Raw genomic sequence first — 11,367 nt, forward strand, 5'->3', positions numbered from 1 at the left:
CATGCGGAGGGGGACACCGGATTCCGGTGTCCCCCTCGGGCGGTTGCTAGTCGCGGGCCGCGGTCAGGTGTTCCGCGTGTTCCTGGAGCGAACGGACGCCCACGTCACCGTGGTTGAGGGCGTCGATGCCTTGGACGGCGGCTGCGAGGGCCTGGACGGTGGTCAGGCACGGGACGCTGCGCGCCACCGCCGCCGTACGGATCTCGTAGCCGTCGAGGCGGCCGCCGGTGCCGTAGGGGGTGTTGACGATGAGGTCGACCTGACCGTCATGGATGAGCTGGACGATCGTCTTCTCACCGCCCGGGCCCTCTCCCTCCGACTGCTTGCGTACCACGGTGGCGTTGATGCCGTTGCGCTTGAGGACCTCCGCGGTGCCGGAGGTCGCGAGGAGTTCGAAGCCGTGAGCGACGAGCTCACGCGCCGGGAAGATCATCGAGCGCTTGTCACGGTTGGCGACCGAGATGAACGCACGCCCCTTCGTCGGCAGCGGACCATAAGCCCCCGCCTGCGACTTGGCGTAGGCGGTGCCGAAGACCGAGTCGATGCCCATGACCTCACCGGTGGAGCGCATCTCCGGCCCGAGCACGGTGTCGACACCGCGGCCGTGGATGTCGCGGAAGCGGCTCCAGGGCATCACCGCCTCCTTCACCGAGATCGGCGCGTCCAGCGGCAGCGTGCCGCCGTCGCCGTTCTTCGGCAGCAGGCCCTCCGCCCGCAGCTCAGCAATGCTGGCACCCAGGCTGATACGGGCCGCGGCCTTGGCGAGCGGCACCGCGGTCGCCTTCGAGGTGAAGGGGACCGTGCGCGAGGCGCGCGGGTTGGCCTCCAGGACGTAGAGGATGTCGCCTGCCATCGCGAACTGGATGTTGATCAGGCCGCGTACGCCGACGCCCTTGGCAATCGCCTCGGTGGAGGCGCGCAGGCGCTTGATGTCGTGGCCGCCGAGCGTGATGGGGGGCAGGGCGCAGGCGGAGTCGCCGGAGTGGATGCCGGCTTCCTCGATGTGCTCCATGACGCCGCCGAGGTAGAGCTCGGTGCCGTCGTAGAGGGCGTCCACGTCGATCTCGATGGCGTCGTCCAGGAACCGGTCGACCAGGACCGGGCGGGTCGGGGAGATCTCGGTGGACTCCGCGATATACGCCTCAAGGCGCGCCTCGTCGTAGACGATCTCCATCCCGCGCCCGCCGAGCACGTACGAGGGGCGCACCAGCACGGGGTAGCCGATCTCGTCCGCGATGGCCTTCGCGCCCGCGAAGGTGGTGGCGGTGCCGTGCTTGGGGGCGGGCAGCCCCGCCTCGGCCAGGACCTGGCCGAAGGCGCCGCGGTCCTCGGCGGCGTGGATGGCCTCCGGCGGGGTGCCGACGACCGGGACGCCGTTGTCCTTGAGCGCCTGGGCCAGGCCCAGCGGGGTCTGACCGCCCAGCTGCACCACCACGCCCGCCACCGGGCCGGCCAGCGTCTCGGCGTGGACGATCTCCAGGACGTCTTCGAGGGTGAGCGGCTCGAAGTAGAGGCGGTCGGAGGTGTCGTAGTCGGTGGAAACCGTCTCCGGGTTGCAGTTGACCATCACCGTCTCATAGCCCGCCTCGCTCAGCGCGAACGAGGCGTGCACACAGGAGTAGTCGAACTCGATGCCCTGCCCGATACGGTTCGGGCCCGAGCCCAGGATGATCACCGCGGGCTTCTCGCGCGGCGCGACCTCGGACTCCTCGTCGTAGGACGAGTAGAAGTACGGGGTCTTCGCCGCGAACTCGGCGGCGCAGGTGTCGACCGTCTTGTAGACGGGGCGCACCCCCAGGGCGTGGCGCACCTCGCGCACCACGTCCTCGCGCAGGCCCCGGATCTCGGCGATCTGGGCGTCCGAGAAGCCGTGCCGCTTGGCCTCGGCCAGCAGCTCGGGCTCCAGCTTGGCGGCGGCCGCGAGCTCGTCCGCGATCTCCTTGATCAGGAAGAGCTGGTCCACGAACCACGGGTCGATCTTCGTGGCGTCGAAGACCTCCTCGGGCGTGGCACCCGCCCGGATCGCCTGCATGACCGTGTTGATCCGGCCGTCGGTCGGGCGCACCGCCTCGCGCAGCAGCTCGGCCTTGTCGCCGGTCTCGCCGGTGAAGGTGAACTGCGAGCCCTTCTTCTCCAGCGAGCGCAGCGCCTTCTGCAAAGCCTCGGTGAAGTTCCGGCCGATCGCCATCGCCTCGCCCACCGACTTCATGGTGGTGGTCAGCGTCGAGTCGGCGGAGGGGAACTTCTCGAAGGCGAAGCGGGGAGCCTTGACCACCACATAATCCAGGGTCGGCTCGAACGAGGCGGGGGTCTTCTCCGTGATGTCGTTCGGGATCTCGTCCAGCGTGTAACCGACGGCCAGCTTCGCGGCGATCTTCGCGATCGGGAAACCGGTCGCCTTCGAGGCGAGTGCGGAGGAGCGCGACACACGCGGGTTCATCTCGATCACAATGATCCGGCCGTCATCCGGGTTCACCGCGAACTGGATGTTGCAGCCACCCGTATCCACACCCACCTCACGGATGATCGCGATACCGATGTCACGCAGCCGCTGATACTCACGGTCGGTCAGCGTCATCGACGGCGCCACCGTGATCGAATCACCGGTGTGCACACCCATCGGGTCGAAGTTCTCAATCGAACAGACGACCACGACGTTGTCGTGCTTGTCCCGCATCAGCTCCAGCTCGTACTCCTTCCAGCCGAGGATGGACTCCTCCAGGAGCACCTCGGTGGTCGGCGACAGCGTCAGACCCTGGCCGGCGATACGGCGCAGCTCCTCCTCATCATGCGCGAAGCCGGAACCCGCACCGCCCATCGTGAACGAGGGCCGCACCACCACGGGGTAGCCGCCCAGGGTGTCGACGCCCGCGATCACGTCGTCCATCGAGTGGCAGATGACCGAGCGGGCCGACTCGCCGTAGCCGATCTTCGCCTTGACGGCCTCGACGACACCCTTGAACAGGTCGCGGTCCTCGCCCTTGTTGATCGCCTCGACGTTGGCGCCGATCAGCTCGACGCCGTACTTCTCCAGGACGCCCTGCTCGTGCATGGAGATCGCGGTGTTCAGCGCGGTCTGGCCGCCCAGCGTCGGCAGCAGCGCGTCGGGGCGCTCCTTCGCGATGATCTTCTCGACGAACTCCGGGGTGATCGGCTCGACATACGTGGCGTCGGCGATCTCCGGGTCGGTCATGATCGTGGCCGGGTTGGAGTTCACCAGGATGACCCGCAGGCCCTCGGCCTTCAGCACACGGCAGGCCTGGGTGCCGGAGTAGTCGAACTCCGCTGCCTGGCCGATGACGATCGGGCCGGAGCCGATGACCAGGACGGACTGGATATCGGTGCGCTTAGGCACGCTGGCCCTCCATGAGCTCTACGAAGCGGTCGAACAGGTAGGCGGCGTCGTGCGGGCCCGCTGCCGCCTCGGGGTGGTACTGGACGCTGAAGGCCGGCTGGTCGAGCAGCTGGAGGCCCTCCACCACGTTGTCGTTGAGGCAGACGTGGGAGACCTCGGCGCGGCCGAAGGGGGTGTCGGAGACCTTGTCGAGCGGGGCGTCGACGGCGAATCCGTGGTTGTGCGCGGTGACCTCGACCTTGCCGGTCGTGCGGTCCTGCACGGGCTGGTTGATGCCGCGGTGGCCGTACTTCAGCTTGTACGTGCCGAAGCCGAGCGCGCGGCCCAGGATCTGGTTGCCGAAGCAGATGCCGAACAGCGGGGTCTTCCGCTCCAGCACGGCCTTCATCACGGAGACCGGGCCGTCGGCGGTGGACGGGTCGCCCGGGCCGTTGGAGAAGAACACGCCGTCGGGGTTGACCGCGTACACGTCCTCGGCCGTGGCGGTCGCGGGCAGCACGTGCACCTCGATGCCGCGCTCGGCCATCCGGTGCGGGGTCATGCCCTTGATGCCGAGGTCGACGGCGGCGACGGTGAACTTCTTCTCACCGATCGCGGGGACGACGTACGTCTCCTTGGTGGCGACCTCCGCGGAGAGGTCCGCGCCCTGCATCTCGGGGGCCTGGCGGACCTCGGCGAGCATGGTGCCCGCGTCGGGCAGCGCGTTGCCGGAGAAGATGCCGACGCGCATCGCGCCGCGCTCGCGCAGATGGCGGGTGAGGGCGCGGGTGTCGATGCCGCTGATGCCGACGACGCCCTGCTGGCGCAGCTCCTCGTCGAGCGAGCGCTTGGCGCGCCAGTTGGAGGGCACGCGCGCGGGGTCGCGGACGACGTAACCGGCGACCCAGATCCGCTGCGACTCGGGGTCGTCGTCGTTGACGCCGGTGTTGCCGACGTGCGGCGCGGTCATCACGACGACCTGGCGGTGGTACGACGGGTCGGTGAGGGTCTCCTGGTAGCCGGTCATGCCGGTGGAGAACACGGCCTCGCCGAAGGTCACCCCCACGGCCCCGTAGGCGCGGCCGTGGAACGTGCGGCCGTCCTCCAGGACGAGTACTGCGGGAGCCTTGGCTCCTCTGGTGGAGGTCGTCATCGTGCGGCGCCTTCCGTCGTGGTGGTGGGGTGGTTCATGGAGTTGATGGCCTCGATCCAGGCGGCGTGCTCGGACGCCCGGTCGGAGCGGAAGCCGGAGTCGATCAGCTTGTCGCCGTGGGCCCAGGTGACGACCAGCAGGCCGCCCTCCGGGAGGACCTTTCCGGCGATGGCCTTCTCGGACCGGGCCTCTCGCAGGGCCTGGGCCGGGATGAAGAAGTCGTTCGCCCCGGGGCGTACGACGTTGACTCCCTCGGCCGTCAGGGTGAGCTCGGCCTTGCTGCGCACGCCCAGGCCGTGCGCGACGATCCGGTCGAGCCACTGCCCGGCCGTGGTGGAGCCGTGGTAGCGGCCGCTCATGCTCAGTGTCGCCGGGCCGGTCGCCTTGGGCACGGCGGGCAGCTCCGGCAGGTCCGACTGGAGGGTGCCGCGCCACTTCCAGCCCTGGCGCATCAGCCAGTACACGAAGCCGATGAAGATCAGCACGCCGACGACCCAGGCGATCCGGGCCCCCCAGTGCGTCACTTCGGCCGACTTCTGCTCGGCGGCCAGCGTCGATGCGCCGAGATTGAAGAGTGCAGGTGTCATGCCAGCTTCCCGTCCACGACCGTCGCCCTGCCCCGCAGGAAGGTGTGGGTGACGCGACCCGGCAGCTCACGGCCCTCGTACGGGGTGTTGCGGCTGCGGGAGGCGAAGCCCGCGGGGTTCACGGGACCACGGTATGCCGGATCCACCAGGGTCAGGTTGGCGGGCTCGCCTGCCGAGACGGGGCGGCCGTGGTCCTCGGCGCCGCCGATCCGGGCGGGCTTGAACGACATGCGGTCGGCGACGTCGGCCCAGTTCATCAGGCCGGAGTCGACCATCGTGTGCTGGACGACGGAGAGCGCGGTCTCCAGGCCCACCATGCCCATGGCGGCCGCGGCCCACTCGCAGTCCTTGTCCTCGTGCGGGTGCGGGGCGTGGTCGGTGGCGACGATGTCGATCGTGCCGTCGGCGAGCGCCTCGCGCAGCGCCATGACGTCGGCCTCGGTGCGCAGCGGCGGGTTCACCTTGTAGACCGGGTTGTACGAGCGGACCAGCTCGTCGGTGAGGAGCAGGTGGTGCGGGGTCACCTCGGCGGTGACGTCGATGCCGCGCGACTTGGCCCAGCGGACGATCTCGACCGAGCCGGCCGTGGAGAGGTGGCAGATGTGGACCCGGGAGCCGACGTGCTCGGCGAGCAGCACGTCGCGCGCGATGATCGACTCCTCGGCGACGGCGGGCCAGCCGCCCAGGCCGAGCTCGGCGGAGACGATGCCCTCGTTCATCTGGGCGCCCTCGGTGAGGCGGGGCTCCTGGGCGTGCTGGGCGACGACGCCGCCGAACGCCTTCACGTACTCCAGCGCGCGGCGCATGATCACGGCGTCGTCGACGCACTTGCCGTCGTCGGAGAAGACGGTGACCCCGGCAGCAGAGTCGTGCATCGCGCCGAGCTCGGCGAGCTGCTTGCCCTCCAGGCCGACGGTGACGGCGCCGATGGGCTGCACGTCGCAGTAGCCGTGCTCGCGGCCGAGCCGCCAGACCTGCTCGACGACGCCCGCGGTGTCGGCGACCGGGAAGGTGTTGGCCATGGCGAACACCGAGGTGTAGCCGCCGCGGGCGGCGGCCTGGGTGCCGGTCAGGACGGTCTCGGAGTCCTCGCGGCCCGGCTCGCGCAGATGGGTGTGGAGGTCGACGAGACCGGGGAGCAGGATCTGCCCGTCGGCCTCGATCACCTGGGCGCCCTCTTCGGAGAGCCCGCTACCGACGGCCGCGACCTTCTCGCCGTCGATCAGGACGTCCTGGACCTCGCCGCCCAGGACCTTCGCACCACGGATGAGGATCTTGCTCATGATTACTTGGTCTCCGAATCGACGGGGCGGGCGTGGCTGACGGCGGGCTCGTTGCCGCCCAGAAGCAGATAGAGGACCGCCATACGGGTGTGGACGCCGTTGGCGACCTGCTCGACGACGGTGCAGCGGTCGGAGTCGGCGACCTCGGCGGTGATCTCCATGCCCCGGACCATCGGGCCGGGGTGCATCACGATGCCGTGCTCGGGCATCTTCGCCATCCGTTCGCCGTCCAGGCCGTACCGCCGCGAGTACTCGCGCTCGGTCGGGAAGAAGGCGGCGTTCATCCGCTCGCGCTGCACACGAAGCATCATCACCGCGTCGGACTTCGGCAGCACGCTGTCGAGGTCGTAACTGACGTCGCAGGTCCAGTGGTCGACGCCGACCGGCAGCAGGGTGGGCGGGGCCACCAGGGTGACCTCGGCGCCCAGCGTGTGCAGCAGGTCCACGTTGGAGCGGGCCACCCGGCTGTGCAGCACGTCGCCGACGATGGTGATGCGCTTGCCGGCCAGGTCCTGGCCGAGCCCGGCGTCCCGGCCGACCAGGCGGCGGCGCATGGTGAAGGCGTCGAGGAGGGCCTGGGTGGGGTGCTGGTGGGTGCCGTCGCCGGCGTTGATGACGGCCGCGTCGATCCAGTCGGAGGTGGCGAGCCGGTAGGGCGCGCCGGAGGCGCCGTGCCGGATGACGACGGCGTCCACGCCCATGGCTTCCAGGGTCTGGGCGGTGTCCTTCAGGGACTCGCCCTTGGACACGCTCGACCCCTTGGCGGTGAAGTTGATGACGTCCGCGGACAGCCGCTTCTCGGCGGCCTCGAACGAGATCCGGGTGCGGGTCGAGTCCTCGAAGAAGAGGTTGACGACGGTACGGCCGCGCAGGGTGGGCAGCTTCTTGATCGGCCGGTCGGCGACCCGGGCCATCTCTTCGGTCGTGTCGAGGATGAGCACGGCGTCGTCGCGGGTGAGGTCGGCGGCCGAGATGAGGTGACGCTTCATCTGGTTTCTTCTCCAGGAGGGTGGAGGTTCGGGCGTGCGGGCGCGCAGAAGTACCGCACGGGCCGGTGCGACCCGTACTCCGTGCGGAAGGGAACTACTGCTCGCCGGCCGGGGAGGTCCGCTTGGCACCGAGCAGCACGGCGTCGCGGCCGTCCTCCTCGGCGAGCAGGACCTTGACCGTCTCCCGCAGCGACGTCGGGAGGTTCTTGCCGACGTAGTCGGCGCGGATCGGGAGTTCGCGGTGGCCGCGGTCGACGAGGACGGCGAGCTGCACGGCGCGCGGGCGGCCGAGGTCGTTCAGCGCGTCGAGCGCGGCGCGGATGGTGCGGCCGGAGAAGAGCACGTCGTCCACGAGGACCACCAGCTTGCCGTCGAGTCCGTCACCGGGGATCTCGGTGCGGGCCAGCGCGCGCGGCGGGTGCATCCGCAGGTCGTCGCGGTACATGGTGATGTCGAGCGAGCCGACCGGGATCTTGCCCGCGGTGATCTCTTCGAGCTTGTCGGCCAGCCTGCGGGCGAGGAAGACGCCACGGGTGGGAATGCCGAGCAGGACCACGTCGTCGGCGCCCTTGGCGCGTTCGACGATCTCGTGGGCGATACGGGTCAGTACCCGCGCGATGTCGGGACCCTCGAGAACGGGGCGCGCCGGATCGCTCTGATGCGTGTCCATACGAAACGGACCTCCTTCTCCGCCTCACGGGACGGACCTTAAAGGACGTCGGAATTACAGCGTCCACGGTACCAGGGCCTTTGCCCGTCTTCACACGGGGTCGTCACCCGTCTGGGGTGGGGGTGTGGACCATTCGGCTTGACGCGGGCAAGTAACGCTGCGTAACCTCACAGTGAGTTACCAGCCACGCGGCGGAGCCGCACGTTGTCACAGCGTCCGGGGAGCTATATGTCCAGCGAATACGCAAAACAGCTCGGGGCCAAGCTCCGCGCCATCCGCACCCAGCAGGGCCTGTCCCTCCATGGTGTGGAGGAGAAGTCCCAGGGCCGCTGGAAGGCCGTCGTGGTCGGGTCGTACGAGCGCGGCGACCGCGCCGTGACCGTACAGCGCCTTGCCGAGCTGGCGGACTTCTACGGGGTCCCGGTGCAGGAGCTGCTGCCCGGCACCACGCCCGGCGGCGCGGCCGAGCCGCCGCCGAAGCTCGTGCTCGACCTGGAGCGCCTCGCGCACGTCCCGCCGGAGAAGGCGGGCCCGCTGCAGAGGTATGCGGCCACGATCCAGTCGCAGCGCGGCGACTACAACGGCAAGGTGCTGTCGATCCGTCAGGACGACCTGCGCACCCTCGCCGTGATTTACGACCAGTCGCCCTCGGTCCTCACCGAGCAGTTGATCAGCTGGGGCGTCCTGGACGCGGACGCGCGCCGCGCGGTCGCCCACGAGGACAACTGAGCCCACGCCGCTTCAGCAGAAACGTGCCGCCGCCGGGCCGGCCGGGATCTTTCGGGGTCCTGGCCGGCCCGGCGGCTTTCTGCGCTCCCCGCACACCCGGGCGACCGTCCCGGCCAGGACATGACGAAGGGGCCCGCTGTACGCACGTACAGCGGGCCCCTTCGTGATGCCTGGCGCCTGGCCCCTCGGAGGCTAGGCGTCCCGGCGAAGACTCGGCTTGAGGTCCTTGAAGCGGGCCAGCAGCCCGTTCACGAAGGCCGGGGAGTCGTCCGTGGAGAACTCCTTCGCCAGCTGCACCGCCTCGTCGATCGCGACGGCGTCCGGCGTCTCGTCCTCCCAGACCAGCTCGTACGTCCCGAGCCGCAGGATGTTGCGGTCGACGACCGGCATGCGGTCGAGCGTCCAGTCGACGGAGTACGTGGAGATGAGGTCGTCGATGCGCGCCTCGTACTGCGCGTACCCCTCGACGAGCTGCATCGTGTACTCGTTGACCGGCGGCTGGCGGTCGTCGGACCGCGAGTGGCGCACCCAGTCCGCGAGGACCGTCTGCACGGACTCACCGCGCTGGTCGGCCTCGAAGAGGATCTGGAAGGCGCGCTTGCGCGCCTTGTTCCGGGCAGCCACGGTTAGCTGTTCACCCGGCCGAGGTAGTCGCTCGTGCGGGTGTCGACCTTGACCTTTTCACCGGTGGTGATGAAGAGCGGCACCTGGATCTGGTAGCCGGTCTCCAGGGTGGCGGGCTTGGTGCCACCCGTGGAGCGGTCGCCCTGGACACCCGGCTCGGTCTCCTGGATGACGAGCTCGACGGCGGCCGGCAGCTCCACGTAGAGCACCTCGCCCTCGTGCTGCGCCACCGAGGCGGTGAAGCCCTCGATCAGGAAGTTGGCGGCGTCGCCGACGGACTTGCGGTCGACCATGAGCTGGTCGTAGGTGTCCATGTCCATGAAGACGAAGTACTCGCCGTCCATGTACGAGAACTGCATGTCACGGCGGTCGATGGTGGCGGTCTCGACCTTCGTGCCGGCGTTGAAGGTCTTGTCGACGACCTTGCCGGAGAGCACGTGCTTGAGCTTGGTGCGCACGAAGGCCGGGCCCTTGCCGGGCTTGACGTGCTGGAACTCGACGACGGACCAGAGCTGGCCCCCGTCGAGCTTGAGCACCATGCCGTTCTTGAGGTCGTTCGTGGAAGCCACGGTTGCGGAATCTCCTGGACTGAAGCTGGTGGGACCGAGGGTGCGCGGCACAGCGGAGCTAGAGCGCGAGCAGTTCCTTGGTCGTAATGGTGAGTAGCTCTGGCCCGCCATCCGCCTCGGGGCGGACGACGAGCGTGTCATCGATTCGGACACCACCCCGGCCCGGGAGGTGGACCCCCGGTTCGACGGTGACCGGCACGCAAGCGTCCAGTTTACCCATGGCTCCAGGTGCGAGCTGCGGGTCCTCGCTGATTTCGAGGCCGACGCCGTGTCCGGTGCACGCTGCCAGGCCCTCCGCGTGGCCCGCCGCGTCCAGCACCTGGCGTGCCGCGCGGTCCACCGCACGGTACTCGGCACCCGGCGCCAGCGCCTCCCTCCCGGCCCGCTGAGCGGCGAAGACGACGTCGTACAGCTCGATCTGCCAGTCGGCCGGGGTGGTCCCGATGACGAAGGTGCGGCCGGTCTCGCAGCGGTAGCCGCGGTAGGTGGCGCCGAGGCAGACGGAGAGGAAATCGCCTTCCTCGACCCGCCGGTCGGAGGGCCGGTGGCCGCCGCGGCCGGAGTTGGGGCCGGTGCCGACGGAGGTGGCGAAGGCCGGGCCGTCGGCGCCGTGGTCCACCAGGCGGCGCTCCAGCTCCAGGGCGAGGTGGCGCTCGGTGCGGCCGACGAGGATCGACTCCAGGAGCTCACCGAGCGCCTGGTCGGCGATCTCGGCCGCGATGCGCAGACACGCGATCTCCTCCTCGTCCTTGACCAGCCGCTTCTGCTCGACCGCTCCCCCGAGATCGCCGAGGAGCAGCCGGGGCGCGACCGAGCCGATCGCGCGGTGCCGGGCGACGGTGAGGTCGTGCTCCTCCACGCTCAGCGAGTCGGCGCCGGACGCCTGCGCCAGGTCGGCCGCCGCGACCGCCGGGTCGCCGGAGGGGGTGGGCAGCACCGTGACGCGCAGCAGCTCGTCGAGCCGCCCCTCGACGAGGTCGCCGGTGGGCGTACGGGGGCAGAGCAGGACGTCCTCGGCCGGGCCCAGCAGCAGTACGGCACCGGGTGGGGCGCCGCCCGCGAGGTAGCGGACGTTGGCCGGGCGCGAGACCAGCGCGGCGGCGCTGCCGGCGGCCGCGCAGCGGTCCCGCAGCCAGCTGCGGCGGATCCCATACACCTCTGACATGCGTCGAGCGTATGAGCGGGGGCGGGCGTTGGCCGTTTCTGCGCGTCCTTCCGGGGGCCGTCCCGGTGGCCGGGTCGTCCTCAGTCGCCGGACCGGCTCTCTGGGCTTCGCCCCGGTTGTTTTTCCGCTGCGGGCCGTCCGTGGCTGTCGCGCAGTTCCCCACGCGCCCTACTAGGGCCTGTCGTCAAATTCCCGTCGTCGCCCGAAGGGCGGTCCGGCGGCGTCTGGTGCGTGCTCTCGGCGCGCCGGGCGAGAGCCCTCGTA

General features: G+C 70.0%; 10 protein-coding genes. 1 reads left to right on the plus strand and 9 read right to left on the minus strand.

The window, feature by feature from the left end:
* Positions 1-46: 46 nt before the first annotated feature.
* The 6 genes from carB to pyrR form a co-directional block, all read right to left on the minus strand.
* A complete protein-coding gene (gene carB, locus AB0G17_RS29010) occupies positions 47-3,355 on the minus strand; it encodes a carbamoyl-phosphate synthase large subunit (protein ID WP_361389131.1) in 3,309 nt (1,102 codons plus the stop codon).
* On the minus strand, positions 3,348-4,487 hold the full coding sequence (gene carA, locus AB0G17_RS29015; RefSeq protein WP_361389134.1) for a glutamine-hydrolyzing carbamoyl-phosphate synthase small subunit: 1,140 nt from the start codon (positions 4,485-4,487) through the stop codon (positions 3,348-3,350). Before carA ends, carB begins: the two co-directional genes overlap by 8 nt.
* Positions 4,484-5,074 (minus strand): hypothetical protein, encoded by a 591-nt coding sequence (locus tag AB0G17_RS29020; protein WP_361389137.1) that lies wholly within the window; start codon positions 5,072-5,074, stop codon positions 4,484-4,486. Before AB0G17_RS29020 ends, carA begins: the two co-directional genes overlap by 4 nt.
* Complete coding sequence (locus AB0G17_RS29025) at positions 5,071-6,357, minus strand: dihydroorotase (RefSeq protein WP_361389140.1); 1,287 nt, start codon at positions 6,355-6,357, stop codon at positions 5,071-5,073. Before AB0G17_RS29025 ends, AB0G17_RS29020 begins: the two co-directional genes overlap by 4 nt.
* 2 nt (positions 6,358-6,359) lie before the next feature.
* The gene (locus tag AB0G17_RS29030; protein ID WP_361389143.1) at positions 6,360-7,346 is read right to left on the minus strand and encodes an aspartate carbamoyltransferase catalytic subunit; all 987 of its coding nucleotides are present in this window, start codon (positions 7,344-7,346) and stop codon (positions 6,360-6,362) included.
* A gap of 94 nt (positions 7,347-7,440) precedes the next feature.
* Positions 7,441-8,016: a bifunctional pyr operon transcriptional regulator/uracil phosphoribosyltransferase PyrR gene (gene pyrR, locus AB0G17_RS29035; protein WP_361389146.1), complete on the minus strand. Its 576-nt coding sequence runs from the start codon at positions 8,014-8,016 to the stop codon at positions 7,441-7,443.
* 228 nt (positions 8,017-8,244) lie between these two features.
* Between pyrR and bldD the strand changes: the two genes are divergently transcribed.
* The gene (gene bldD / locus AB0G17_RS29040) at positions 8,245-8,745 is read left to right on the plus strand and encodes a transcriptional regulator BldD (RefSeq protein WP_067155757.1); all 501 of its coding nucleotides are present in this window, start codon (positions 8,245-8,247) and stop codon (positions 8,743-8,745) included.
* A 192-nt stretch (positions 8,746-8,937) separates the two neighbouring features.
* Here bldD and nusB read toward each other — a convergent pair whose 3' ends face one another.
* The 3 genes from nusB to AB0G17_RS29055 are packed head-to-tail and all read right to left on the minus strand — an operon-like array spanning position 8,938 to position 11,103.
* A complete protein-coding gene (gene nusB / locus AB0G17_RS29045; protein WP_361389149.1) occupies positions 8,938-9,369 on the minus strand; it encodes a transcription antitermination factor NusB in 432 nt (143 codons plus the stop codon).
* Between the two features lie 2 nt (positions 9,370-9,371).
* Positions 9,372-9,938 carry an elongation factor P gene (efp, locus tag AB0G17_RS29050; protein ID WP_329397139.1) on the minus strand — a complete coding sequence of 189 codons (567 nt, stop codon included), beginning with the start codon at positions 9,936-9,938 and terminating at the stop codon, positions 9,372-9,374.
* A 58-nt stretch (positions 9,939-9,996) separates the two neighbouring features.
* Positions 9,997-11,103: an aminopeptidase P family protein gene (locus AB0G17_RS29055; RefSeq protein ID WP_361389153.1), complete on the minus strand. Its 1,107-nt coding sequence runs from the start codon at positions 11,101-11,103 to the stop codon at positions 9,997-9,999.
* Between the last annotated feature and the right edge of the window lie 264 nt (positions 11,104-11,367).

The organism is Streptomyces sp. NPDC023838, assembly GCF_040639555.1.
In the GTDB taxonomy this organism is placed as follows: Bacteria; Actinomycetota; Actinomycetes; order Streptomycetales; family Streptomycetaceae; genus Streptomyces.

Excerpts from the sequence above, each read along its gene's own strand:
- AB0G17_RS29055 (WP_361389153.1), bottom strand. The coding sequence starts at position 11,103 with ATGTCAGAGGTGTATGGGATCCGCCGCAGCTGGCTGCGGGACCGCTGC.
- AB0G17_RS29020 (WP_361389137.1), bottom strand. The coding sequence starts at position 5,074 with ATGACACCTGCACTCTTCAATCTCGGCGCATCGACGCTGGCCGCCGAG.
- AB0G17_RS29025 (WP_361389140.1), bottom strand. The coding sequence starts at position 6,357 with ATGAGCAAGATCCTCATCCGTGGTGCGAAGGTCCTGGGCGGCGAGGTC.
- bldD (WP_067155757.1), top strand. The coding sequence starts at position 8,245 with ATGTCCAGCGAATACGCAAAACAGCTCGGGGCCAAGCTCCGCGCCATC.
- carA (WP_361389134.1), bottom strand. The coding sequence starts at position 4,487 with ATGACGACCTCCACCAGAGGAGCCAAGGCTCCCGCAGTACTCGTCCTG.
- pyrR (WP_361389146.1), bottom strand. The coding sequence starts at position 8,016 with ATGGACACGCATCAGAGCGATCCGGCGCGCCCCGTTCTCGAGGGTCCC.
- AB0G17_RS29030 (WP_361389143.1), bottom strand. The coding sequence starts at position 7,346 with ATGAAGCGTCACCTCATCTCGGCCGCCGACCTCACCCGCGACGACGCC.